22 protein-coding genes are annotated in these 25,992 nt (G+C 49.0%); 15 read left to right on the top strand and 7 right to left on the bottom strand.

Annotated elements, in window-relative coordinates; genetic code table 11:
* Positions 1–342: 342 nt before the first annotated feature.
* Positions 343–894 carry a hypothetical protein gene (locus ACW8F6_RS07195; RefSeq protein WP_491575172.1) on the bottom strand — a complete coding sequence of 184 codons (552 nt, stop codon included), beginning with the start codon at positions 892–894 and terminating at the stop codon, positions 343–345.
* A gap of 279 nt (positions 895–1,173) precedes the next feature.
* On the opposite strand from ACW8F6_RS07195, the gene ACW8F6_RS07200 reads away from it, so the two are divergent.
* The 3 genes from ACW8F6_RS07200 to ACW8F6_RS07210 all read left to right on the top strand — a co-directional run bounded on the left by ACW8F6_RS07200 (position 1,174) and on the right by ACW8F6_RS07210 (position 4,641).
* Positions 1,174–2,508 (top strand): MFS transporter, encoded by a 1,335-nt coding sequence (locus tag ACW8F6_RS07200; RefSeq protein WP_491575173.1) that lies wholly within the window; start codon positions 1,174–1,176, stop codon positions 2,506–2,508.
* A gap of 121 nt (positions 2,509–2,629) precedes the next feature.
* The gene (ssb, locus tag ACW8F6_RS07205; protein WP_491575174.1) at positions 2,630–3,157 is read left to right on the top strand and encodes a single-stranded DNA-binding protein; all 528 of its coding nucleotides are present in this window, start codon (positions 2,630–2,632) and stop codon (positions 3,155–3,157) included.
* 77 nt (positions 3,158–3,234) lie between these two features.
* Entirely contained in the window at positions 3,235–4,641 is a 1,407-nt protein-coding gene (locus ACW8F6_RS07210; RefSeq protein WP_491575175.1) for a mannose-1-phosphate guanylyltransferase/mannose-6-phosphate isomerase, read from the top strand.
* Here ACW8F6_RS07210 and ACW8F6_RS07215 read toward each other — a convergent pair.
* Genes ACW8F6_RS07215 through tviB form a run of 3 tightly spaced genes read right to left on the bottom strand, consistent with a single transcriptional unit; the run spans position 4,638 to position 7,877 of the window.
* The gene (locus ACW8F6_RS07215) at positions 4,638–5,546 is read right to left on the bottom strand and encodes an XrtA system polysaccharide deacetylase (RefSeq protein ID WP_491575176.1); all 909 of its coding nucleotides are present in this window, start codon (positions 5,544–5,546) and stop codon (positions 4,638–4,640) included. The genes ACW8F6_RS07210 and ACW8F6_RS07215 overlap by 4 nt on opposite strands.
* A 15-nt stretch (positions 5,547–5,561) precedes the next feature.
* On the bottom strand, positions 5,562–6,569 hold the full coding sequence (locus tag ACW8F6_RS07220; protein WP_491575177.1) for an NAD-dependent epimerase: 1,008 nt from the start codon (positions 6,567–6,569) through the stop codon (positions 5,562–5,564).
* A gap of 33 nt (positions 6,570–6,602) precedes the next feature.
* Complete coding sequence (gene tviB, locus ACW8F6_RS07225; RefSeq protein WP_491575178.1) at positions 6,603–7,877, bottom strand: Vi polysaccharide biosynthesis UDP-N-acetylglucosamine C-6 dehydrogenase TviB; 1,275 nt, start codon at positions 7,875–7,877, stop codon at positions 6,603–6,605.
* Positions 7,878–8,116: 239 nt separating this feature from the next.
* Here tviB and ACW8F6_RS07230 point away from each other — a divergent pair, with 239 nt between their 5' ends.
* The 11 genes from ACW8F6_RS07230 to ACW8F6_RS07280 all read left to right on the top strand — a co-directional run bounded on the left by ACW8F6_RS07230 (position 8,117) and on the right by ACW8F6_RS07280 (position 21,953).
* Positions 8,117–9,538, top strand: coding sequence for a TIGR03013 family XrtA/PEP-CTERM system glycosyltransferase (locus ACW8F6_RS07230; RefSeq protein ID WP_491575179.1), 1,422 nt, complete (start codon positions 8,117–8,119; stop codon positions 9,536–9,538).
* A 72-nt stretch (positions 9,539–9,610) separates the two neighbouring features.
* On the top strand, positions 9,611–10,198 hold the full coding sequence (locus ACW8F6_RS07235) for an XrtA/PEP-CTERM system exopolysaccharide export protein (RefSeq protein ID WP_491575215.1): 588 nt from the start codon (positions 9,611–9,613) through the stop codon (positions 10,196–10,198).
* Positions 10,199–10,235: 37 nt separating this feature from the next.
* A complete protein-coding gene (locus ACW8F6_RS07240) occupies positions 10,236–11,744 on the top strand; it encodes an XrtA system polysaccharide chain length determinant (RefSeq protein ID WP_491575180.1) in 1,509 nt (502 codons plus the stop codon).
* A 1-nt stretch (position 11,745) separates the two neighbouring features.
* Complete coding sequence (locus tag ACW8F6_RS07245) at positions 11,746–13,035, top strand: hypothetical protein (protein ID WP_491575181.1); 1,290 nt, start codon at positions 11,746–11,748, stop codon at positions 13,033–13,035.
* Between the two features lie 91 nt (positions 13,036–13,126).
* Positions 13,127–14,434 (top strand): porin family protein, encoded by a 1,308-nt coding sequence (locus ACW8F6_RS07250; protein WP_491575182.1) that lies wholly within the window; start codon positions 13,127–13,129, stop codon positions 14,432–14,434.
* A gap of 27 nt (positions 14,435–14,461) precedes the next feature.
* Positions 14,462–17,107, top strand: coding sequence for a tetratricopeptide repeat protein (locus ACW8F6_RS07255; RefSeq protein WP_491575183.1), 2,646 nt, complete (start codon positions 14,462–14,464; stop codon positions 17,105–17,107).
* A gap of 34 nt (positions 17,108–17,141) precedes the next feature.
* Entirely contained in the window at positions 17,142–17,615 is a 474-nt protein-coding gene (locus ACW8F6_RS07260) for an acyltransferase family protein (protein ID WP_491575184.1), read from the top strand.
* Positions 17,612–18,634 (top strand): GNAT family N-acetyltransferase, encoded by a 1,023-nt coding sequence (locus ACW8F6_RS07265; RefSeq protein ID WP_491575185.1) that lies wholly within the window; start codon positions 17,612–17,614, stop codon positions 18,632–18,634. Before ACW8F6_RS07260 ends, ACW8F6_RS07265 begins: the two co-directional genes overlap by 4 nt.
* The gene (locus tag ACW8F6_RS07270; RefSeq protein WP_491575186.1) at positions 18,631–19,539 is read left to right on the top strand and encodes a glycosyltransferase family 2 protein; all 909 of its coding nucleotides are present in this window, start codon (positions 18,631–18,633) and stop codon (positions 19,537–19,539) included. Before ACW8F6_RS07265 ends, ACW8F6_RS07270 begins: the two co-directional genes overlap by 4 nt.
* 7 nt (positions 19,540–19,546) lie before the next feature.
* On the top strand, positions 19,547–21,070 hold the full coding sequence (locus ACW8F6_RS07275) for a lipopolysaccharide biosynthesis protein (protein WP_491575187.1): 1,524 nt from the start codon (positions 19,547–19,549) through the stop codon (positions 21,068–21,070).
* Positions 21,063–21,953: a glycosyltransferase family 2 protein gene (locus tag ACW8F6_RS07280; protein WP_491575188.1), complete on the top strand. Its 891-nt coding sequence runs from the start codon at positions 21,063–21,065 to the stop codon at positions 21,951–21,953. The genes ACW8F6_RS07275 and ACW8F6_RS07280 overlap by 8 nt, the downstream gene beginning before the upstream one ends.
* Positions 21,954–22,007: 54 nt before the next feature.
* Here the strand turns inward: ACW8F6_RS07280 and ACW8F6_RS07285 are convergent, their stop codons facing one another.
* On the bottom strand, positions 22,008–22,955 hold the full coding sequence (locus tag ACW8F6_RS07285) for a hypothetical protein (RefSeq protein ID WP_491575189.1): 948 nt from the start codon (positions 22,953–22,955) through the stop codon (positions 22,008–22,010).
* Positions 22,956–23,028: 73 nt separating this feature from the next.
* Between ACW8F6_RS07285 and ACW8F6_RS07290 the strand changes: the two genes are divergently transcribed.
* Positions 23,029–24,363, top strand: coding sequence for an O-antigen ligase family protein (locus ACW8F6_RS07290; RefSeq protein WP_491575190.1), 1,335 nt, complete (start codon positions 23,029–23,031; stop codon positions 24,361–24,363).
* Here the strand turns inward: ACW8F6_RS07290 and ACW8F6_RS07295 are convergent.
* Both ACW8F6_RS07295 and ACW8F6_RS07300 read right to left on the bottom strand, forming a co-directional pair.
* Positions 24,315–25,019, bottom strand: a complete 705-nt coding sequence (locus tag ACW8F6_RS07295; protein ID WP_491575191.1) for a phytanoyl-CoA dioxygenase family protein — start codon at positions 25,017–25,019, stop codon at positions 24,315–24,317. The two genes, ACW8F6_RS07290 and ACW8F6_RS07295, sit on opposite strands and share 49 nt — an antisense overlap.
* A complete protein-coding gene (locus ACW8F6_RS07300) occupies positions 24,979–25,971 on the bottom strand; it encodes a glycosyltransferase (RefSeq protein WP_491575192.1) in 993 nt (330 codons plus the stop codon). The genes ACW8F6_RS07295 and ACW8F6_RS07300 overlap by 41 nt, the downstream gene beginning before the upstream one ends.
* Positions 25,972–25,992: the final 21 nt, after the last annotated feature.

A 25,992-nucleotide genomic window follows, 5' to 3' on the forward strand; every position in this document is an offset into this window, starting at 1 on the left:
TTGACGCTGAACTTTAAGAGTAAAGTTTCAACTATAGTACTGCAAGACGGTGGAACTTAGACTTCTAAAAATACCACCTTAGTATGGGATCGTTAGATTATTTGGCAAGTAAAACCTAGGTTTTTAATGCGTTTCAAGAGATCGTCAGCCTCTCCTTATCAGCGAGGCAGGACAGCTTTGCGAATATCCGAAATTAGTTGGATAGATATTGCTAACTGGTACAAAACCTAGCACTTATTTGGGATAAGTGTTGCGGGGCCTGAGTTGGTACAGACGTCGCAGTCATGGCGAGCGCCTATAAAAAAGCCCCAATTAAGGGGCTATTTCTTTGCTGGCGGGCTATTACTTGCCGGCAGCGGTGGCAGCGGCTTCAGAAAAGCCGGCGGTCAGGGCGTTGGCCACCATCACTTCATCGATACCTGCAGACAGCGCGCGGTCTTGAACGGCTGCGGCCAGCATGGGGCGCTCAGAGACAACCGCGCGAATCATGTTGTCGGCGTGGCTTGCTTCGGCGTTGGCCAGCGTCGCTTCCAGCTCGTTGAGTAGCTGGTCATCGGAAATGGCGTTGATGGCCACTTGGGCCTCAACGCCAGCAATGGTGAGTTCGGCGTTAGCAACGGCGGCGGCCAATTGGTTAAATGCTTCCTGGCGGCTGACATCGCGAATGGCAAAATCGGCCTCTGCCAGTGCAATGGTTAAATCAGCTTCGGCAATGGAGGCGGTTAACAGATTCACGGCTTCCTGCGAGCTCACTGCCAGAATGGCGTCATCGGCTGCGCTCAAGCTGCTGTTGAGGGCGGCTATGGCCGCTGCAGGGTCTTGCTTGGAGGTGTCGGCCAAGGCTGTCGAGCAGGCTAGGGCTAGACTGAGCACGGCGGTATTAAGGTTTTTCATCGCTACATCCTGATGTGATTTTATTGTGGATATGCCGGCCTTTGCAGGGCTGACGCCGCCTAGAATTGATTAAATTCTAATCATTCCACTATAGCGAGCCCTTAACTTCTAAGCAATTAGCACTAAAGAAGCGATAGTTATAGATAATCCAAAAAATAGATGAATTAGCGCTAAAACTGGGTTGCCGTAATTAACCGCCGTCGAGCGTGCAGCGAGGGGCAGGCATTTGCTAGAATGGCCGGCTCGCATTCCCCCAGATCAAACAAGGTTCCCGCCACTGTGACTCCTGCATTTGAACGCCATGCTGTACTGCCGCTTGCCGGCTTGTACGTATTTCGCATGCTGGGTCTGTTTATGGTGTTGCCGGTGCTGACACTCTATGGCCAGTCCTACACGCACGCCACGCCCGCGCTACTGGGGCTGGCGCTGGGCGTTTACGGCTTCAGCCAGGCGTTATTGCAGATTCCCTTTGGTTTTTTGTCGGACAAATTTGGCCGCAAGCCACTGATTTTAATAGGTTTAGTATTGTTTGGCGTCGGCAGCGTGGTGGCCGCATTGGCCGACAGCGTCTATGGCCTGATTGCTGGGCGTTTTTTGCAGGGCTGTGGTGCGATTGCCAGTGTGGTGATGGCATTGGTGGCCGATTTAACTGCGGAGGAAAACCGCACTAAGGCCATGGCCTTGATTGGGGCTTCTATTGGCGCGTCCTTTTCGCTGGCCTTGATACTGGGCCCTTTGATTACCCACAGCTTTGGTTTAGCGGGGGTGTTTTGGGCCACCGCCGGCTTTGCGGTAGCGGGCATGTGGTTACTTTGGCGCAAGGTGCCCGCGGCGCCAGAGCTGGTGGTTCGGCCATCGCCCGCCTGGCCGAGTGTGCTGCGCAATGCAGAACTCTGGCGTCTAAACGTCGGCATTTTTGTACTGCATTTTGTATTGATGGCGACTTTCATTGTCTTTCCGCGTCACCTGGAGGCCGAGGGAATTGGGCGGGAGTTGCATGGTTGGGTGTATCTACCGGTGATGGTGCTGTCGTTTTTGGCGATGTTGCCTTTTATGATTTGGGGCGAGAAGTCCGGGCGATCAAAGTCGGTATTTATGGGTGCCATAGGCCTTTTGGTGGTGGTGCAAGGAGTGTTTGCCGCCGTCTTGGGCGCGCCATGGCAGGCCATTGCCGGGCTCTTTGGCTTTTTTGTGGCCTTTAACCTGCTGGAGGCAACTCTGCCTTCGTGGGTCAGTAAAGTGGCGGCGCCCGAGCATAAGGGCACGGCTACAGGCGTTTACTCGACGCTGCAGTTTGCCGGTGCGTTTATGGGCGGGGCTGTTGGCGGTGCCCTGTTTGAGTGGTCTGGTCAAGCCAGTGTGTACTGGCTGTGTGCCGCTTTGCTGGGACTTTGGCTGGTAGTTGCCGCCTTTCAGGTGCCACCTGCCAAGCCGCTGCGTTTGACGGTGCGCCTGCGCGAGGGCGACGATCGCGAGGCCCTGCAGCAGTTGGTACAGTTGCCGGGCGTCAAGCAGCTTACCTGGGTGGATGCCGGTTATACGGTGCTGTTGCAGGTTGATGGACGAATATTTGATACCGGGGCCCTGGCGCGCTACGAGTGGCGCCCAGCCTAGCAGCCCCGGTTAACAGGCCCCGGCTGCTCTAGTAGCATAGGGGGCAAGATAAACTCGACACAATTCAGGGCCGGTGGTTAGATGGCCCATTACCGCAAAAGATTGGAAGGGGATAGCAAGCATGGCCAGAGGCATAAATAAGGTAATTTTGGTAGGTAACCTGGGGCAGGACCCGGAGACCAAGTACATGCCCAGCGGCGGTGCGGTCACCAACGTGAGTGTGGCAACGTCGGAGACCTGGAAGGATAAAAACACCGGGCAGCCGCAAGAGCGTACCGAGTGGCACAGGGTTGTTTTTTTTAATCGGCTTGCTGAGATTGCCGGCGAATATCTGAAAAAAGGCAGCAAAGTTTACGTTGAAGGTTCGCTGCGCACTCGCAAGTGGCAGGGCCAAGACGGACAAGACCGCTACACCACGGAAATCGTCGCCAGTGAAATGCAAATGCTCGACGGTCGCGGCGATGGCGGCGGCAACTACAATCAAGGCGGATACGACCAAACGCCTCAGCCGCAGCGTCAGCCCATGCAGCAGCAACAGGGTGGTTATCAGCAGCCAGCCCAGCAGCAGGCACCTCAACAGCAGGCGCCCCAACAGCAGCAACAGCCTGCCGGTGGATTCGACAGCTTTGACGACGATATTCCGTTCTAAGCCCATTCGCTGATTGTCTTGCGGCACCTCTGGGGCGCCGCAAGTGCGCGCCACAGCCCATTTTAAAAGGATGTTCCATGACACAGATTACTCCCGTCATTTTGGCCGGTGGCGTTGGCAGCCGACTTTGGCCGCTGTCTCGCTCGCGCTATCCCAAACAATGCATCGACTTGCAAGGCGAGGGCGATAGCCTGTTGCAGGCCACCTTAAAGCGCTGCGGCTTGAGCCAGTCGGCGCCGGTCTTGCTGTGTAACGAAGAACACCGCTTTTTGATTGCGGAACAAGCGCGCGCTATCGGCGTCACGCCGCACAGTATTTTGCTCGAGCCCATGGGTAAAAATACCGCGCCAGCCATTGCGGCGGCGGCCTGGCTGCTGGCGAAAACCCAGCCCGAGGCGGTGATGCTGGTGCTGCCCTCTGATCACGCCATCAGTGACACCCGGCAATTTGAAGAGAAAGTGGCTCAGGGCGCAGCGCTGGCCGCGGGCGGCGCCTTGGTGACCTTTGGGATTGAGCCCAGCGAGCCAGAGACCGGCTATGGGTATATTCGTGCGGCGGGTCCGGGCGAGCAGGCGGCAGTGGCCGAATTTGTGGAGAAACCCGATCTGGCGACGGCGCAGGCCTACGTGGCCGACGGCAATTACCTGTGGAATAGCGGTATGTTCATGTTCCGCGCCGACACCTATTTGCAGGAGCTGGCGCAGTTTGAGCCAGACATTCACCGGCTGACCCAGGCCGCAGTGGACGAAGCCGACACCGATTTAAATTTTACCCGCCTAGCGGAAGCGCCCTTCGGCCAGTTGAAATCTATATCGATCGACTACGCCGTAATGGAGCGCACGCAACGTGCCCAGGTGGTTCGTTTTCCCGCGATTTGGAACGACGTGGGCAGCTGGTCTGCTCTGTGGGCACTGAGCCAGCCCGACGCGCACAATAATGTGCTGAAGGGCGACGCCATGGTGCTCGACTGCCGCAACACCTTGGTCCACGCCCAGTCGCGGCTAGTGACTGCCGTGGGTGTGGACGATTTGATCATTGTCGAAACCGACGACGCCGTCATGGTGGCGCGCAGCGATCGCGCGCAAGAGGTCAAGAAGATAGTCGATCGCCTGGTTGCCGAGGGGCGACCCGAGGCAGACCTGCACCGGGAAGTGCACCGACCGTGGGGTAAATACCACGGGCTGGTGATCAATGGGCGCTACCAAGTGAAGCGTATTACGGTAAATCCTGGGCACAAATTGTCGACCCAAATGCACTACCACCGCGCCGAACACTGGGTGGTGGTTTCCGGCACCGCCAAGGTGCGGGTGGGCGATCGCGAGCAGTTAATCAGTGAAAATGAATCCACCTACATTCCCATAGGCGACATTCACTCCCTGGAAAACCCGGGCAAAATTCCGCTGGAGCTCATTGAAATCCAAACCGGGGGCTACCTGGGCGAAGACGACATAGTGCGGTTCGACGACCGCTACGGACGCAGCTAAACGGCCAGCTTGGTGGCCTCGCGCAGGTCCAGTACCTGCGTAATGCGCGTATCTTGCAAGCTGTCGCTCAGCGTGCTGAAAGGGAAGTCGCCCAGCAATCGCTCGAGCCGACTCTGGCAGCGCGTTAAATTTGTGTAGTGGCGAAAGCGCGAAAACCAGCGGGCGCCCGGCACGCGGGGCTGGTCGGGGTCTATCTCCCAGGGGTGTAGATAAAAAATCTGCGGTTTGGTTTGATTGCGGCTGGCGCGGTTGAACAGCCAGCGCGAGAGCGCATAGGGGTATTGGCGAAAATAGCCGCCGCCGGCGGCGGGAACTGCCTGGCCAAGCACCTTGGCTGTGGTGAGCGGAAACTCCGTTAAGGTGGCGCCCGAGCGGGTAATAATGGTGTAGGGTTCTTCGGGGCTGCCGGGGATACCGTAGTTGTCGTGCCGCGTTGGGAAAATACTGGAGTCCCAGGTAAAACCGAGCTCCGCCAGAATATCGAGCGCCCACAATGACTGCTGGGTGATAGAGTAGCTTGCCGCGCGGTAGCCCTGCACGGGGGTGCCGGTCAGATCTTCCAGTAACTGTTTAGAGCGCAGCGTTTCCTCGCGAAACACCTCGGGTGTTTGTCGGTAGATCAATTGATGGCTGTAACCGTGCGATGCGACTTCGTGGCCGGCGGCGTGAATGCGCTGCACCAGCGCCGGATAGCGCTCGGCCACCCAGCCCAAAATAAAAAAGGTAATTTTGATTTGGTGCGACTCAAATAGCGCCAGTAACGCGTCGGTGTTGCGCTCTACCCGACAGGGCCAGTTATCCCAGTCGGCGGGATCGATAACGTCATTAAACGCCGCCACGTGAAAATAATCTTCCACATCCACTGTCATGGCGTGGGTAATGTGTGGCGCATCCGGCCTATTCATGCCTTTATCCCTGGATTAAACCTTGTAGTAGTCGCGATACCATTTCACGAAATTTTCTATGCCCACCTCAATGGGGGTGCTGGGCTTGTAGTTCACATCTTGCATTAGCGCGTCCACATCGGCGTAGGTGTCGGGAACGTCGCCCGGCTGCAGGGGCAGTAGATTTTTCGTGGCTTTTTTGCCAAGGCAATTTTCGAGCACTTCAATATAGCGCAGCAATTCCACCGGGTTATTACTGCCGATGTTATACAGTCGGTAGGGTGCCTTTGAGGTGGCGGGGTCGGGGGTGTCGCCGTTCCAGTTGCTGTTGGTGGGCGCCGTGTGATCCAGCGTGCGCACAACGCCTTCGACAATGTCATCAATATAAGTGAAGTCGCGGCGGTGATTGCCGTAGTTGAACACGTCGATGGGTTCGCCCGCCAAAATTTTGCGGGTAAAAATAAACAGCGCCATATCGGGTCGGCCCCAGGGGCCGTAGACCGTGAAAAAGCGCAGACCAGTAGTGGGAATATTAAATAGATGACTGTAGGTGTGGGCCATCAGCTCATTGGTTTTTTTACTGGCAGCATAGAGGCTGACGGGGTGGTCCACATTGTTGTGTACGGAAAACGGCATGGCGGTGTTGGCGCCGTACACGGAGCTGCTGGAGGCGTAGACCAGATGATCGGTGCCTATGTGACGGCAGGCCTCTAGGATATTCAGAAAACCGGTGATGTTGGCGTCCAGGTAAGCCTGTGGGTTTTCCAGCGAATAGCGTACGCCGGCCTGGGCCGCCAAATTCACGACGCGGTCGGGTTTATGTCGTTTAAAGGCCTGATCCAGACTGGCTTTGTCCTCAATACTAAGCTGTTCAAACTGAAAGCCCTCGCGCGCCGTGAGCCGGCTTAGGCGGGCCTGCTTTAAGGTGACGTCGTAGTAGTCGTTCAGGTTGTCGATGCCGACCACTTCGTCGCCGCGCTCAAGCAGCCGGTGGCTCAGTGTCGATCCAATAAAGCCGGCGGCACCGGTGACTAAAACTTTCATGAGGGCACTCTCGCAAATTCCGTGTGTTGTATTTTACAGCCGCGCGTCTACGTCGGCTTTGGCTAGGATGTGTTTGACGTCGTACAGCACCGAGTCTGATTTGCCGAGCGCGCGAATGGCGCTGGCGCCCATGGCGCGAAACTGCTCGTGGCCAACGCACAGGATGATGGCGTCGTAGGTGCCGTCGCTGGGCTGCTCAATGAGCTGCAGGCCGTACTCGTGCTGGGCTTCCGCAGCGTCGGCCCAGGGGTCGTACACGTCAATCTGCGCGTGATAGGTTTTCAATTCATCAATGATGTCCACCACGCGGGTATTGCGTAAATCGGGGCAGTTTTCCTTAAAGGTCAGCCCCATGATCAATACGCGGCTCCCAACGACGTGCACCCGTTTGCGGGTCATGAGCTTGATGACCGATTCGGCCACAAATGCTCCCATACCATCGTTAATGCGGCGGCCTGCCAGAATCACCTCTGGGTTATAGCCTACCTGCTGGGCTTTAAAGGTGAGGTAATAGGGATCTACGCTGATGCAGTGGCCGCCGACGAGTCCGGGCCTGAAGGGCAAGAAATTCCATTTGGTGCCGGCCGCTTCAAGCACCTCCAGGGTGTCGATCTCCAGCCGCTTAAAAATCAATGCCAGCTCGTTAATCAGCGCGATGTTGATATCGCGCTGGGTGTTCTCGATCACCTTGGCGGCCTCGGCCACTTTGATGCTGCTGGCCTTGTGCGTGCCCACGGTTACAATCCGGCCATAGAGCGCGTCGACAAAATCGGCCACCTCGGGCGTCGAGCCGGACGTTACTTTCACGATGTTGTGCACGCGATGGGCTTTGTCGCCGGGGTTGATGCGCTCCGGGCTGTAGCCGGCGTAGAAGTCTTCGTTAAAACGTAGGCCAGATACGCGCTCAATAATGGGGATGCAGTATTCCTCGGTGCAGCCCGGGTACACCGTCGACTCAAAAATGACCACGGCTTGCTTCTTGATGACCCTGCCGAGCAGTTCAGAGGCTTTTTGCAGCGGGGTTAAGTCGGGTTGTTTGGCCGATGTGATGGGCGTTGGAACAGTAACGATATAAACGTCGGCATCTTTTATATCGTTTTCGTTATAGGTGAAGCGAAGTTGCGTGGCCTGTGCCAGTTCGGCTTGGCTGAGCTCTTGTGTGTGATCTTTGCCTTCGCGCAGTGACTCGATACGCCGCTGGTGAATATCAAACCCCAGTGTTGGTAGTTGTTTACCAAACTCGGCTGCCAAGGGCAGGCCAACATAACCTAAGCCAATAATGCAAAGTTGGGGAGAGCTGGGGAGCATAGGCCGCGGTCCTTGTGGTGGCGTCGTAGTAGGGCGCGTAAGTTACCATAATTTGCGGGCTTCGGTGTATGGCTAAAGTCTAATGCTGGTTAAATAATATTCATACTAAAGACTCGGGTAATTATCGGGGAAAACGATATAATGGTGGGCTAATTTGGCACGGAATAATGCCTTGTCAGCTATCCAATCAAAGGCACAGAGAGGCCTGCACAGGATGTATTTAGGGAAAGGGATTTAGGGTGTCGTATATACGCCTCAATAAACACTATATCCACCAGCACTTTGTCGTACTGGGCGTGATAGAGGCTTGCCTGCTCATTGGCGTAGCCTGGGTAGCCCAGCATCTGCAATTGCTGCTTCTGGATGTCGCTCCGCGTTGGTCGTTAGACCTATTCGATCTCGCTCCGCTGCTACTTTTTGCGGCAATTTTAAGTTGTTGCACCTTATCTATGGGCGTGTACATCGCGCTTGTGCGCGAGGGCTACGCCAGCATGATGCTGCGCACGCTCGTCAGCTTTTTCCTGCTGGGCAGTATCAGCTTGTATGTGGTGAACCTACTAGCCGGCGGCAATTTTATCGACAGGGGCCTGGTGTTCTGGGGTGTGCTAGTGGCCACGCTGGTGGTGTTTGCAGTGCGTGGCTTGTTTATTGCCCTGGTGGATACGGCCAATATGCGCCGACGCGTGTTGGTCTATGGCGCCGGTCAGCGCGCGCAAGCCTTGTTGTCGGAACTACAAGAAGCGAAAACCAAACTTGGCGTGCAAGTTGTGGGATGCGTGGCCGCCGGCAGTGAAACCCCCGTGGTGGACAGTAAGCTGCTCAAGCCTAGCCCAGACAACTGGGTGGCCTTTGTTAAGCGCGAACAGATATCTGAAATAGTCATAGCGCCCGACGAAAGCCGCCGGCAGCAAGCGGGTGCAGGCTTACCGGTGAACGAATTCTTAGATTGTAAGATTGCCGGGGTCAGCTCTACCGATGTCTTAAGTTTTTGCGAGCGCGAGCTCAACCGCATTGATGTGGATATGTTGCGCCCCTCCTGGTTGCTATTCTCCGATGGTTTTAAAAATTCCCGCCGTAATCTGTTCGTCAAGCGCACCTTCGATCTCGTGTTGTCGCTGCTGTTTTTGGCTGTGCTTTGGCCATTCATGCTGCTCACGGCGCTGGCGGTCAAATTGGAGAGTCCCGGCGGCGTGCTTTACTCCCAAGAGCGGGTAGGGTTAAACGGCCGGACTTTCAGAATTTATAAGTTTAGAAGCATGCGACAAGACGCCGAAGTGGGTGGCAAGGCCGTGTGGGCGCAGAAGAATGATGCACGGGTGACCCGCGTGGGCGCCTTCATTCGCAATACGCGGTTAGACGAGTTACCACAGCTGTATAACGTGATCGTGGGGCAAATGAGCTTTGTGGGGCCGCGCCCAGAGCGTCCGCAGTTTGTGGAGCAGCTGGCCAAGGAAATCCCCTTTTACAACACCCGTCACCGGGTGAAACCCGGCCTAATGGGATGGGCCCAGCTAAAATATCCCTATGGCGCCTCGGTAGAAGATGCAAAAAACAAGCTTACCTACGACTTGTACTATGCCAAAAACAAGAGTTTTTTCATGGATATGCTGATTTTGGTGCAAACCGTAGAAATCGTCTTATTGGGCAAGGGTGTACACTGATTGAGGTGATGCGCCCTGCTTAATCACCGCTAGGAGAAATGCGTGAAACAAATCGTTCAGCTCGTTCAGTTAATGTGTTGTGGTGTGTTGTTAGTGGCGTGTGCGGGTAACTCGCAGGTGGCGCCACCACCGGTAGCAGATGCCGGAGCGGTGCAGGAATACCGCATTGGCGTGGGCGATGCATTGCAAGTCAACGTATGGCGCAACCCAGAGCTTTCTTTGGCTGTTCCAGTGCGGCCCGATGGCAAGATTTCGATGCCTCTGGTGGGCGATATTCTTGCGGCCGGTATGACGCCCTTGGAATTGTCGGAAAACATTGTGTCCGGTTTGAGTAGTTATGTTCGCAATCCGCAGGTGACGGTGATTGTGGCAAATCCCAGTAGCTCTGATTTCCAGCGCCGCGTGCGTATTACGGGTGCGGTCCAGGCGCCGCAATCTATCCCGTTTCGCGAGGGTATGACTGTGCTGGATTTGGTGCTGATCGCCGGTGGGGCCAATGATTTTGCGTCATCCAACAATGCTAAGTTGTACCGAAAAATAGGCGGTGAGATGAAAATTTACCCGATTCGGTTAGACGATTTGCTGAACAAAGGGGATGTGAGCACAAACTACCCACTGCAGCCGTCCGATATTGTCACCGTCCCCGAACGAGCTTTTTAATTAATGAAATTGCCCTACGCAAGTAACGAGCGCCACGATGGATAAGGTTTATTTAAAAGAATTATTGGCTGCGCTTAAGGCAGAGTTTATTCGCCATCGCCTGGCTGTGGTGGCGGTTTTTTTAACGGTGAGCTTTTTGGCGCTGGGTGTCGGCGTGCTGTGGCCAAGTAAGTACACCACCAGTGTGGTGCTGTATTCCGACGTAACTAATATTATTGAGCCATTGTTAAAGGGGCGGGCGGCGGTTACCGATGTGGATCACTCGCAGCAAGCCCGGGAAATAATCTACGCTCGCGTCATCATGGAAGCAGCTGCGAAGGAAATGGGCTTGATTAATGATGCGATGGCAGCAGACGAAAAAGATCGCATCATTAAGCGTATTCGCTCTGGACTCAACGTTAAGCCGGATCGAAACAACTATTTTACCGTTAGCTACTCTGCGCCCGATCCCGATGACTCGTTTGAAACCCTATATGCCATTACTTCCGCCTTTATCGAAAATACTGAAAAGAAAAAGCGCGAAGAAAGCTTAGGCGCATTTAACTTCATCGATGCACAGGTGCAATCCTACAAGCGGCAGCTAGAGCTGGCCGAAGAGCGATTAAAAGAATTTAAATCGCAAAACCTAGACGGTACGGAAGCCTCAGTGGCAGCGCGTATGGGGCAGCTGCGGATAGATATCGAAACACTGGCTATCAGTATTGAAGAGTCCCAGTCGCGCATCAATACCATCAAAAAACAACTGTCCGACGAAGGGCAGTATTTGCAAACCAAGGGTCAGGTGGATGAGTTGGCGCAGCGGCGACAGGCGCTGAATACACAGTTGGAGCACTTGTTACTGAGTTACCAGGAAAGCTATCCGGATGTAATTTCGCTGCGCGGCCAAATTAGGGAGCTGGATAATCTGATTCAGCAAACCAAACAAAGTGGTGAAATCTACGGTAAGGATGTTGAAAATCCACTTTATGAAGAATTGCGCAAGCAGCTATCTTTGGCAGAAGTTGATTTGCGCGCACAAGTACGCAGAATGCAGTCATTGGAAAAGCTGCAGACGCAAGAAATGGAGCGCGCCCAACGGGTGGCTGCAAACCAGGCACAACTGTCAGAGTTGACGCGCGACTACAACGTAACCCGCGATGTCTACGAAGAGATGCTCCAGCGCAAAGAATCTGCGCGCCTGTCTATGACGCTTGATCAAGAGGGGCAGGGTGTCACCTACCGGATTCAAGATCCGGCCACCTTTCCACTTTCCCCTTCCGGGATCAGTTACATTCACTTTGCTATTGCGGGCCCGGTGTTAGGTTTATTAGCCCCGTTGGGGCTGATTATCTTGCTGATTATGGTAGATCCTCATTTTCGCTCTGCGCGGGCTATGCAGCAAATGTTGCCGCCAGAAATTGAGCTGGTGGGTGTGATTCCGCACTACGACTCCCCCATTGCCAATCGCCTGTTGCGCAAAGACATTTTGCTGCTTGGTTTCCTGGCTGTGCTGGCCATGGGCGCCTACGCAGGGCTTGCGATCTATTGGTACAGGATGGCGTTTTAACGTGGAACTCACCGATCAATCAAAGCCGCCGCGCTTGCGTGCCGTCGCTGGCACTAAGTCGGGTGGAGGTGGCACTGATGATCCCGTAGAGCGCCAATACCAAGCGGCAGATCGCGCCTTGCAGCAGGGTAATTCCGCGTTGGCAAAGTCGCTGCTGGACACCTTGTTAAAGGAACACCCCACGCACTTTCGTTCGCTAATGCTGCAAAGCGCAATAGCGATGGGGAAGTCTCAGTTTGCCAAGGCGGAAATGTATGCCCGCGCGGCAGTAAAGTCGCTACCGGTGGCCAGCGTAATTAGCCTTGAGCGGGCAGTAGCTTTGAGCCAGTTAATCGACGCGCTGACTAAGCAAGGGAAGCAGCAAGAGGCTGATGTATTTACCCGTATGCTTGGCCGCGCCAACGCCGTCAAACACGCTAAGCAAACTGAAGACGCTGTCAGTTGCGCGGCCCAGGCCGTGCAGGCAGTTGCACCAGAAATAAATGCGCAAATGAATGATAACCCGCCAGTGTCGGCATCGACACAGCCGGTCAACAAGCTAGAGGCAGGCGAAATGTTAGAAGAAGCCAGTATTAAGGTTGCCAAAGCTGCCCCCCAGGAAAAACGAAGCGGCAAGGCAAAAATTAAAGACATGTCGCCATCGCCCCTGTGGAGCCAGGAAGAGCTGCACGAGCGTAAAGTGGTTTACGTAGGCATGCGCCAGCGCGAAGTGCTCAATGCCTTTCGCGAGGTGCGTATTCGGCTGCTGCAGAAGAACAATGCAGACAATATGGTAGTGATGGTTTCGTCACTTAAAGAGGCCGGCGGCGGTAGCTTTTTTGCGTTTAACCTTGCTGCGACATTTGCGTTAGACCCGCAAAAAACCGCATTGTACGTGGACTGTAACCCCTATGACTCATCGGCCGAGCGCTATGTAAATGGCGTGATTAATTTTGGCCTATCCCAATATCTCACCGACGACGAAATTCAGTTAGAGCAAATAATCTACCCGTCGGGCGTAGAGCGTGTGCGGGTTATCCCTACGGCAGGTAGCAACGAGTCGGCTGCAGAGTTATTCAACTCCGAGCGCATGCAAACCTTTATTTCAGAAATCAAGGCCCGCTACCCCGATCGTTTTATCATATTGGATGCTCCATCGGTGGAGTCGTCTACAGAGGCACGTATTCTCGCGCAGCATTGTGATCAGGCATTACTGCTAGTGCCTTTTGGTCGCGCAACGCAAGACGAGGTACTGTCTGGTGTGGACGCGGTTGGCAAAAGCCGCTTTGCAGGCTTGGTATTTAATCACTAATGCAGTTTCAGCTCAGAATAGGACGCTTTGCAAAACCGCAGTTAGGCAGGGTTGTCAGAGCTAGGAAATGAATAATAAACAGGTGGGCGCTATGCAAAAACCTACGCACATGATGATGCTACTTTGTGGCATAGCGATCGCGCCCTGTGTGAGTTTGGCGCAGCCAGCAGAGCCTGGTGCCGGTGGCGGTGCTCGCTACGGCGGTAGCCTGAGTGCCAAAACCCAAATAACCGATAACGCCAGAAAGTCTGAAACTAATCCCATTGAAGAGCGCCAGGATGAATTGAACGCTAATCTATTTGGCGAGTGGCAGGGCCAGTGGGCTAGCTTTGAGGCGGATTACACTGCGTTGCTCAACCACTACAACGAAGATTCACAAGACGCCAAAAACACCTTAGAGGGTGCTGCCAGCCTACAGTTGGGGCGAACCCAGGATCTACTGGACGTATTGATCTCGCACAGTCGCCGTTCGCAGTATGACTCACCAGAAAGTGTTGAAATTAATGAGAATCTTGACGAGCGAAAAATTTGGCGCATTGTGCCGACATTGAAAACCGCACTAACCACCGTTGATTCTATCGGCCTGCAGGGCAGCTACGAAACCATAGGTTACCGGTACAACACCTTGCGCGATAGTGAGCGGAAGGGCGGAAATATTTACTGGCATCACCGCTTTTCGCAGTCAGATAGCCTGCGTACCAGTGCGGGTACTACGCAGGTGGAGTATCCTAACGGCAATCAAGACGATTTTGAATTAGTGTACGTGAACTTAACCTACAGTGCGCAATTGCGATCGCTTCAATATAGTCTGATGGCCGGTGTCAACAAGGCCACGTTTTCCGATGGCGACAAAGACTATCAAGCGCCGACCTATAGAGGCGTATTGAGTTATGCCAATGGGCCACACCAAGTGTCCTTCAATTTTGCACAGGAAATTACCGATTCCTCTTACGGGAGTGGCAACCAACTGGGATTTGATCCACTGCCTGGCAGCGACGGCGTCGGCATTGATCAAATTGAACGCCAGAGCTTGGGATTGGATTGGCAAACCAGCAGTGTGTGTAGCCGATGTACGCTTGGGATTTTTGTGCAGTCGAAAAGCGATAATTATCGACGGCGCGATGAAGATAACCAGGAAACATCAGCAGGCCTGCGCATGGGCTACAGATTTACGGAGCGTGCAAGTTTTGCTGCCAGTGTCAGTCGACGGTGGCAGGAATTTGATGCGCCAAGTAGGCCTAATTTTTACAGAGATGTTGCAGGTGTCCAGTATGACTACCGATTCGCTAGTCATCTGACTGCCGGCATATTTTACGATTTTGAAAGCCGGCAGTATGAAAATGACGGCGGTGCGTACGACGAAAATGCTATCGGTATTTCCGTTTCATATTCTTTTTAAACTTTCCAAAGGTTTGGCAGGGTGCCCATGAAAACGCTAATAAAACTCCAGTGGATCTTGGTTGTAATCGTCGCGTTTATTGCCGGCTGTAGTAACGACTCAGCAGAAAACGCAGAAAAATCGGCCAGGCATCTAAAGTCCGCGCAGGTATATGAAAAGCAGGGCCAGTATCGCGCCGCAATGCTAGAGGCGCGCAACGTGATTCAATTGGCACCTGGTACTCCCGACGGTTATCTGGTTCTCGCGCGTATCTACAATCAAATTGGCGCCTTCTCAATGACCCAGAAATTGCTTGAAACGGCGCGCGAGCAAGGGGTTGAGCAATCTCATGAGTTAGATATTCAATTGGCTGAGTCATACTTGGCTAACAAGAAATTCAAGTCGGCGTCTCAATTGCTAGAGGCTATTCCCGTGGCTACGCAATCGCAAGAGGGGCTAGTACAGCGCAGCCGCTTATTGGGCGAGGCCTATCTTTACCTGAAAGCCTATGATGATTTTGACGGTTTGTTGGCTGACCTTAATAAAAACCCTAACCCTGAATCGCAAGTGGCTCAACTTTACCTTTCTGCAGCGAAAGATTTGTCCGAAAATAAACCTGAATTGGCTGAAGAAAAGTTGGGGAATTTGCTAACGCAAAACGCCACTTATTTTGATGCCTTAACACTTATGGGGGATATTTCGCTTTACCATAACAATCTAGATAAGGCGGAAAGTTATTACACCAAGGCGCTTAGCAGTCTGCAATCAACTGATGTCATGCTGGCAGATAAGACGTTTGTGTTGCGTCGATTGATCGATACATTGGTTCAGTTGGGCCGATCTGCAGAGGCATTTACTTACCAAAAGATCTTGTCTGATGCGAGCCCAGGTAGTTACGCGGCGCAGCAAAAGTTTACCGAGGCCATGGAGTTGTATGTAAAAGGCGATTTAGATGGCGCATCGAAGCTATTAAAAGAGTTGCGCGAAGAATTTCCTCAAGATAAAAATTCAGCCACGTTGCTTGGCCTTGTGGCACAACAGCAGGGAGAGCACGAACTGGCGTCGCAACTGTTCGATGAGTTTATCGACACGGAGACGGCAACACCTACAGTCATTCAAGCGGCAACCCTAGCAAAACTAAACACCCAAAAATCCGCGGAAGCCATGGCTATGCTAAAGGCTGCTGTCGCGCAGCAGCCTAATAATGCAGGCATACTCTCCACCTATGGCTTGGCGCTGGTTGAACTTAACCAAGATACCAATGAAGCCATGATGGTTTTAGAGCGCAGCTTGGCGCTCAATCCAGATCAGCCCCGATTGCGTATTGCGCTCGCGCGAAGCTACCTACAGAAAGACAAGAAAGAGCAAGCGATAGCGCAGCTTAAAAAGGCCCACGATGAAGCGCCAGATGACATTCTCATTCAGCAGGCTTACTACCGTACCTTGGCAGCATCTGATAAGCGCGAAGAGCTGAAGCGAAATATTGACGCCTATGTGGCAAAAAATCCCCAAAGCGCTAAGGGGGCTTTCTTTGTCGGCTGGTATGAGTTGGGTTCACAGCGCTTTGGTGCCGCTCGCAAAGCGTTTGAGCGTGCGGTTTCTTTGGGCGACGCAGAAGTAAAAGGCATTGCCTACGCGGGGCTGGCCCAAAGCTATGAAGCAAGCGGCCAGCTGGTCGAGGCTACGCAGGCTTGGGAAGACACCATTAGAACCAACCCAGCGGCACTGAAGGCGTATGGTCAGTGGCTAATTACGCTACAGCGTAGGGGGCAGATTGCCCAGGCAGAAGGTCGCCTAGCCGATTTAAATATTGATAAATCCTTTTGGCAGCCAGACTACGCTATGTCGCGTTTGGCATTTGAGCAAAAGGACTTCGATAAATCGTTAAAGCTAGCGCAGTTAGCGCTTAGCAAGAAACCTTCGGCGCCGGGCGTGCGCGCACTCGCCGCAGAGGCCAGTCAGCAGTTGGGCTTTCAACATTATCAGAAGGGCGATGTGAAGGCGGCCAAGGCGGCACTGCTAAAGGCTGCAGAATGGGTGCCGGATAATATCACCTTCATTGCAAATTTGATCAAGATTGAACTGGATGGCGGCAATAACGCCGGCGCTCAAAAAATCCTGGATCAATATAGTGCCAATAATAACGATTCTGTTGCACGGCACTATTTGCAGGGCAAGATTTACGAGCAAGCGGATAATCCACAGCAAGCACTTGGCGCTTTCCAGGCTTCTTGGGGTGTAAACCCCACAGACCTCACTGGCGAGGCAATGTTCAATTTATTAGCGCGAACTAAAGGTGGCTCTGCTGAATTTTTAGAGGAGTGGATAAAAGCACTGCCAGAATCGAGTAAGCCGGTGTTGTTCAAGGCCATGCTTGTCCAGAGTCAGGGTGATCTCGATGCTGCGGAAACCTTGTATAACAAGGCGTTGGCACTTTCACCGAATATACCTGCCGCGTTAAATAATTTGGCGTGGATTTACCATGACCGTGGCGATGAAAGAGCACTGCCCACGGCTAAAAAAGCATTTGATTTGGCACCCAATAGCGCAGCAATTATGGATACCTATGCATGGATGCTCGTTGAAAATGGTCAAGTTGCAGAGGGGCATGCCATTTTAGAACAAGCGGTAACCTTGGCGCCAAACAATGCTGAAATCAAAGAGCACCTGACAGCGGCCAAGGCAAAGCTGTAAGTTAGGGACGCCCGGTGGGCGCGGGTAGTGTTGCATGGGACAGCAAACAGTCAATAAGCCGCGCCTTGGGGCTATAGACGGAATGCGCGGTATAGCCGCGCTGGCCGTCGTACTATTTCATCTAAGCGGAGCCTTAAGGGAACCTTTAGCGGTACTTTTACCGCACTGGGTTATGGTGGCTTTTTCCTATGGCTATCTAGGTGTCCCTGTATTTTTTGTCATCAGTGGATTGGTGATATCTCGAAATATCAAAGAGGGAATTGATAGGCGCTACGCGGGTATGTTCATTCTGCGCCGCAGCCTGCGCCTAGATCCTACCTACTGGGCGGCGATCATTATCGCAATGTCTACCACTTTGGCGAACTCCTATCTCTTTGATCAGCCAGCACAGCTGCCAAACGTGAGTGGCGTGCTGTTACTCTTCGTTTATCTTCAGGATATTTTCGCTTTAGAGCAAAGCCTGTCAGTGTTGTATTGGTCGCTGTCGTTATACGGTATTGTTCAATGAGCATTCAGCCAATAATTCGGTTAGAGAACCCACCTAAATCCCCATTTAGGTCCCGGGCATGGCTGAACGCCTGGAATTATATTTTTGGTAAGAATGCAAGCATTCAGGTTGTTAAGCCAGCTGAGGCTAGCCGCTTAGAAGAACACTTTTATCTCTCGCAAGTAAAAATACGCGGAGTCCGATTTACCCAGTTAGCACCATTGGGTTGTAGTAACGCTCTATTAGCATCGCCAAGATCAGAATACAACAGCATCAAGGATGTTACTGTGATTCGCGATCTGCTAAGTCGACTGAAAGAACTAGGCTGTGGTTGGTCTCAACTATTTCTGCCCGATATGGCTCCCAGCATGGCGCTGCAAGTAGAGCTTCAAAAAATCGCGCTAGAAATGAGCGCAACCTTAACTCAGGCCAAATATGATCTGAGTTACCGTATCGCGCCTATGCCAATTGAAACCTACACAAGTCAACTTAGCCGCTCTACGCGCGTGCGCTATTTTGGGAACCGCCGGCGACTATTACAAGCAGGAAAAATAGAACTGAAAAGTTTACCCCTAAGCGAGTGGGATAGATTTGTCGGCCTGCTAAACAGTATGCATCGGAATAGGTGGCAAAAGGACTGCTATAGTCAGACCACGGCAGATTTTATCCATTGCTTTTTGACAGAAGGAGCGGCAGAGGGGGTGAAGCCTGTACTCTCTGTACTGGAGGTTGATGGGAATGTCTGCTCTGTCTTGCTGGATATTATTTACGCAGGTAATCGTTATAACCTGCAATCTGGCTTTCTAGAGCGTTTTGCTACAAATGTTCAATTGGGCTCATTGCACTTAGGGTATGCCATAGAGGACGCTCTAATGCAGGGTATAGGCTATGACTTCTTAGCCGGTACTGGACGCTCTGATAACTACAAAGCCAAGATCGCCACTGAGGCTATTCCGTTAACCACCTATAGGCTAGAACGTGGGTTGCTGGGGCTCGCTAGAAAAGGATCACTCTGGCTGAAATCGGTGAAGGGCACATGAGTATACAGCCACAGGTCAGCGTGATCATGTCTGCATACAATACTGCAGCTTATATTGAAGAGGCGATTGATTCCGTGCTGAACCAAACGGTCGCCAATGTGGAATTAATTATCGTGGATGATGGTTCCACAGATAGTACAGCTGAAATAATATCCAACCGCTTATCCGACCAACGTATTTTATACACAAAAATAGTAAATAGCGGTAGCCCAACAGCTCGGAATGTTGGAATAAAAATGGCCCGTGCTCCCTACATTGCTTTTATAGACTCCGATGATCTGTGGCCTAGCCATAAGCTAGAGCGGCAGCTAGACGAAATATCTCCGGGTAAAAATTCCGCCGTGATCGGCGCAGTGCAGCGCTTTGTAGTTGATGGTAATGGAGAGCGTGAATTTCTGTCGATAAGCTACCCCCCAGAACAAACCTCTCAATCCCAATATAGAGACGCACTGCTTAGTCTCGAGCTCAATCAGATGTCATGCTTCAACACATTATTAGCTCCGACAAAGGCAATACAACAATTCGGGCTTTGGGATCCAAACTTTGTTACTGCTCACGACTGGGAGAATTGGTTGCGCCTCAGTGGTGTGCTTGAATTTAAAACGATAGAGGAACCCATGTACTTCTATCGGAAGTACCCTAATAGTTCCACTCGAAAGAATTCCTATAGAACAGCGCTTTACTACCAGTGTGAGGTTGTAAATAAGTATGCTGCTAAAAGTTTCTTTGGCGCAATGAACGCGAGACGCTACAAAGCAATTCGCTATGAACCTTTTATCAATGCGGCCTTAAATAACAAAAATCGATTTTTGGCTCTTTTAATATTTTTGCAGTCCACTTTTAATTCTAACCTTTTATTTTCAAGAAATGGATTGCGAATTTTATTTAGAATACTAACGGATTGAATATAAATTGAGTAGATTGAATTTATTGATAAAGGGTTCGGCCCTTCGAGGGATTGAAACGGTAGTTGCTATTGTTTGTGGTTTTATCACCTTGCCTATCATGCTGAATGGGTTGGGGCAAGATATGTATGGGTTGTGGGTATTGATCAGCAGTTTTACGGCTATGATGTATCTATTTGATCTCGGTTTTGCTTCAGCGGTAACACGAAATATTACAATGGCTATATCAAAATCTGAGCACAAGAGTGCCAATATCGTTATAAATAGTGCGCTTTTGGTATATTCGTGTATCAGCTTTATTATAATAATTTTTATTTTACTTCTAGTCGAGTTTTATACGCCTGACCTAATAGACGGTGTGACAGAAGCAGATTTTAAATTGGTTCTTCTGCTTATTGGATTTGGTATGGCGCTTGATTTTCCATCGAAAGCCTTTGCTGGGATATTCTCTGCACACTATCGATACGATATTCAGTCGTCATATAGAATAGTATTTAAAGTTTCGAATGCAATAATCCTAATCTACCTCATAAATTCTGGTTATAAAATAGTTGCAATAGCAGCCATGACCGCAGCTCTCAGCTTTTTAGATACGATCGTCTTTGTCTTAATGTCTAAGTATGTTTTTAAAGAAATGAAACTGTCCGTCAGTTACATCAGTCGGTCCCAGTTAGTTGACTTATATAAGTTTAGTATCTGGGCGTTATTCATTGATGTTGGAAGTATGCTTAGGTCGCGAATGGATCTATTCTTCATTGGTGGATTCGTTTCATATAGTGCAGTGTCAGTTTATTATATACCCGTAAGGCTAGTCGATTACTCTCTTCTATTACTATATAAGATGCTAGGTATTACACTGCCAATTTTTGCCGGACATGTAAGTAATAAAGATAATAGATCAATTGAGCAAGACCTTAAGATAGTCGGAAGGATTAATTCGTATTTCTGTGTGGCCACGATAACATTTTATTTGTTCTTCGGTAGTCTATTGCTTAGCGCTTGGATGGGAGATGAGTATGACGAAGGGTCCGGTTACATCATACTAATGATATTGCTATCAGGGCGGCTTGCAATGTTGTTAACAGATCCGTTTAACAATTGTTTATACGCATATGGAAAGCACAGAATCTTAGCTATGTTTACATTTTTTGAGCTGATGTTGATGCTGGCAGGATTGGCTTATAGCTGTTTTTACATGGATGCAAACATATTCTCTATTGCCATATCAATGTCTTTGCCCTTGTTGGTTTCTAGATTGATTGCCTATCCATTTGTGGTGCTTAAAACTTTGGAGCTTTCGGAAAGTATTAAATTGGTGAGTTCTATATACCGCCCCCTAATTTTACTTATTCCAGTTTTTCTAATTAAGTCAGTAATAGATAGTGTTACGAATTATTACGATGTGTTTTACATAGTTTCCTCGTCGTTTGTTATTTCGATAGTTTTTATCTTTTTCTTGGTGTTGGAAATTGATAGTCGTGAGCGAAATATATTAACTAAATATTTTAGGAAGATTGGGCGACATGGATAACGTGCTGATTAATCAACCACTGGTTACTGTTGTAATAATTACTTACAATCAAGAGTCATTGATTGGCGAGGCGATTGAAAGTTGCCTAGCTCAGACTTACCCTGCCATTGAAATTATTGTAGTGGACGATGGGTCAATCGATAATACATGCGATATTGTTCGAACGTATCCTGAAGTTGTACTTATTAGCCAAAAAAATAGTGGTGGGTGTTCGTCGCCAAGAAACACTGGACTAGATGCAGCTAAGGGTGAATTTATATGCTTTCTAGATGGGGATGATATATATCTTCCTGAAAAAATATCAAGGCAAGTATCGTTGTTGATTGAGCGTGACTCCTGTCGCATGGTGGTCTCGAATTACCAGAATTTCTACTTCGATAGAGTGGCAGACGACCATTTTTCAACATGTACACATTTGAATAGATGGAAATGTGAAAGTGAATCTTGCTTGCTAGAATCTGGTGAGGCTCTATCTATATTGATAGACCAAAATTTCTCCATTGCTAGTTCGCCTCTTTTTAGGACAGGTTTTGTTAAAGAGGTTGGTGGATTTAACGAGGGGTTGCAGGCTTGTGAAGATTTTGAATTAGTTTATCGATGTATTCTAAGGTCGAAAATAGTGCTTGATTGGCATGTCTTGATGATGAGAAGGATGCATTCGAACAATATGTCATCTAATTCAACCAGAATGCTATTAAATTACGTACGATCTCGGAGCACTCTTAGTCGCCTAGACCCAGATTTAATCAGATCGAAGCGGCTAAAGAAAAAAGCATTCGGTTACTTTTTGTTGCTGATGCGAGAAGGTATCAGGCGAAAAAATATTAACGCTATATATTTTGGATTGAAATCGCTTATGAAGGCGAGAGCTAGTTTGTACTAAACTAGCTCGAATCAGGCGTCATGATATATTTTCGAAATAGTGGAATAGGGCGGCTTATGGGGTCGGTGCTCTATTGTCCCAAGCCTTCACTTGCTTTTCACTTAGATTGGCCACCGTAATGTCATCAATCTGCCAGCCATTACAATAATCCCCTGGTGTGCTCGAATCATTCGTAGAGGCAGAAAGGTTGTGATAACCCGTATAAGGCAGCTGTATTGACTCTAATCGAAACTCCCTATTTAGGCGTAGCTTGCCGTTAGGATAGGTGGGGTTTCTGACAGCAATACCGTCAATTGAGATATGGATAGCTGGAAATCCATCGGTGTAATCCATAATATACTCGAATTTATGCCATAGACCGTCGCTGCCAATAGGAGTTCTAACTTTACTTTCGTCTACAACATCAAAGTATTGCGTGGTTTTCCCCCAAAGGCCTGGCTCGCTGACGGTTTCATCCATCCAGGTTGAATTATTAGCAGCAAGATTGATGCTATTATTCTTGCCTACCTTGCCTGCCAAGTAATAAGAGTACCAAGGGTCAACACCTTTTCTAAGGTAAGCAAATTTCATGTCGACCTTAAATGGATCATTTTCGTCGTAGGGCATGGAATCTCCGGCCCATTTGCACCTATCTAGGCGAAAATAGTAGGAAACATACAACCTTTTAGAGCTTCTTATGGGATCATTTGTGTCATTTAGATCATCAAACAAAAATAACTCAAATCTAGAGAGTAGTCCGTGTCCTTGCTTGCCAGTAAGCGGGTCTAGGACAGTTTTGTTAAGATTCCCGCGTAAAGCCTTAGAGCCATTTCGTCCAATGCCGTCTATTATAGCTGTATGATCTGAATTGGCGCTGTAATAAGCTGAATTGTTATTTGAATCGAAATCTATGGTATAAAAGACGGTTCGCTCTTCCTCTATTCCATAAGTTATTCCGGTAGCTAAAGCTAAGTAAATATAGCTGGCAGACCTAACTAATCGAGAAGTGAAAATATAATTCATTTGCTGTTACCGGTAGATTGTGATCTCAGTGTAAGTATTTTCAATCGGTATTCCAATCATTGTAGAAGCGTTTATGCATAGTTTTGAGAAAGAGTTCAAATCAGAGGAAGACAAAGGAACTGGCAGACTAAATTTAGTCCGTATTGGTGACTTGGTTAGATCTATTGATGTTAGTAATTCTCTTTTGTTCTTCTATATAGTTATTTGGTATCTACAAGTTGGGGATAGAGTTTCATTCCTTGGTCAAATTCGAATCGAGTTTATCCTGGGGGTAGTATTGATAATCATATCCTTTGCCAAGCTCTTTAATACGAAAAAAGATAAAGTTGCTTTAGATGACCGTTCCTTAATCTATAGCATTTTCGCCTTCTACTTCTTTCTATTGTTCTATACGTTTGTCAGCTTCGATAGGTCACACTCTATCGAAGTGTTCTGGGATAGGGTATTAAAATTTTCTATGTTATGCCTTTTCTTGGTAAGTATTCCTAGCGGAAGGAGCCAAGTTCTTTTAGCGCTTTATGCCTTTATATTGGCTATGGCTAAGATTGTTCAGGAAGGATACTTTGGAATAATAACCGGTGGTATGGTCTGGGAGAACCAAGGTGTAATGCGTCTTCATGGTGTGACGGGAATGTATAGACATCCAAATAGTCTATCTGGTGCAGCAGTTGGTGCATTACCGTTTTTGCTATTGCTTTTTAAATATCAAACTACTTTCGTAAAAATTCTATTTGGCTTTGGAATCTTAGGGCTGTTATTGATAGTGCTTTATACAGGCTCTAGGACGGGCTATGTGGCGACACTGCTCCTCTTTTTGGTAATGCTCTCCAGATTTGGATTGTTTCGGCTTAAGACTCTAGCCATTGTTGTTACGCTTTTTTTTAGCGCTTCATTGTTGTTGCCAGAAAGCTATATTGGTAGATTTCAGACAATTTTTAAGTCTGAAGAAGAGAGAGGAAGTTCTGCAAACAAGAGAATCGAGATACTCTATGATGCATTAGAAGTGGCGAAAGAATACCCGTTCGGTATCGGCGTTCAGGCTTTCCCAAAGGTAAGAGAGGATATGTTTGGAAGAACACAGGATACTCACAACCTATATTTGGAGGTTCTGACCAATTTGGGGGTAGTAGGATTTGTTGTGTTTCTCGTTTTTGTAACGAGATTGTTGCGTCTAAATAGAGTTAGTATTAAAAATTTTAAAGAGCGAGGTGACTTTTTGATGGCTGACTTTTGTTTGGCCATAAATTTATTTGTTATCTGTCGGTTAGCTTTGGGTATGTTTGGAATGGATCTGTATGAAGTGTATTGGTGGTTCGCTGCTGGCTTTACTATAGCCGCTTACAGAGCGTCATTAGTGTGTCACTTAGATAAAATTAATCTGAACTTTAAAACACCAGAAAAAGCCTGATGGATAAGTGTGCGTAGATGTTTAATATAGTTTGGCATGGTTGACACATGTATAGCTACCGCCATTCTATACTGGGTTGATTGGTTTTTGTAAGTTCCGTGAACTGTATAATTTGTGTGAACACTAACTTCTCCTATGTCTATATCTTTTGCTTCGACAGTATTTCTGCAATCGACTAGTGTCTTAAGGTATCTGTTTCCATGTAGGTTGTAACTTACATGTTCTTCTATATCGGTTGATTTTTCACAGTAATATAAACCGCCGTTTTTACTGGTAGTCATTGACGATGGAGTCCAAAGGATTAGCGTATTTACACCTGAATTGAAGCCAAGATAGGCCTGGTCTTGGTGAGGTAGAATTGCTTCGCATCCTTCATTTTTTACTATTAGTTGCGTGTAAGTAATATAGCATTTTTTTTCAAAGAATTTTTCACCTAACTCTAATGCCATATCTACAAAATATGAGCTAATATATTTTCGGGAAATTTTTATGTCTAGTAGTGCGGATGCTATATAGGGTTCTCTTCTATATTCATTGATGATTTTAGCGAAATCTACCAAGTCCGAACATGCTCCTATTTTTGTATGACCAGTTCTTTGGAGTTCAGCTATTTGCTCATCGTAATTTATATCTTGAAAGTTCCTGTAATGATCCATATATTGAACCTCCATATATTATCGGTAATATTAATGGGCAGGATAGCGCATATGTCAATCGATTAGTCTTACGTTTTAATGTGTTGAAATAGTATATTGAAGAAATAATGTAGGTGGCTGTTAATACAACTAAACTTACTTTAGAGGCAAATATGATTGCATAAAGTGCTAGCATCAGTGCGCATGGTATAGCATGACAATATGCATACTTTAGTGTTTCATGTTTTCGATAAAATTTTGTCCTTCCCTCGCCGTATCGACGCATCTGCTCGAACAGCTCGTAAAGTGAAGTCCTTGGGTAGTAATATATCTTAAACGCGCTACTCGTTAGTGCCTTGAGGCCTAGCTTGTTTACTCTATAGTTAAATTCAAAATCTTCTGCCGCGTCAAAACTTTCGTCAAACATCCCAGCGAGAGAAAAAATATTTCGGTGGTACATACAGCCAAAACTTGTCGGGTCTTTCCAGCCTTCTTGTGGAGTATAAATTAATGAGCTCGCATCATGCCCAAAGATGGATGATCTTGCATAGGCAATAGTTCTTTGCATGGTCGATATTCCTGGAGCTTCTAGTGGTTGAGCTCTTCCTATTACCAATGCTGAATGATTGACTATGGATTGACCAATGTTGTGCAACAATAGGGGGGTTGGGATATGAGTATGTGCGTCGATAAATAGAATATAATCTCTGTTGGAGTTTGCAATGCCAATATTTCGAGCGCTGCTAGATAATAGCTTTTCATTTCGCAAAATTTTGTACGAAATACCTGTGTGGCGTAAGAGCGTTTTTGCTATTTTTGTGGTGCTATCACTCGATTGGCCGTCTATAACTAACACTTCTATTAAGCTTTTAGGGTAGTTTTGCGAACAAATCTGTTGCAGTACTCTCCCTATGTGTGCAGATTCATTTCTACATGGGATTACTATGCTGATGCTAGGTAGTCCTTTACTCATCTTTCCAGTACCCTTCTTAAC

This window comes from Simiduia sp. (assembly GCF_058345725.1).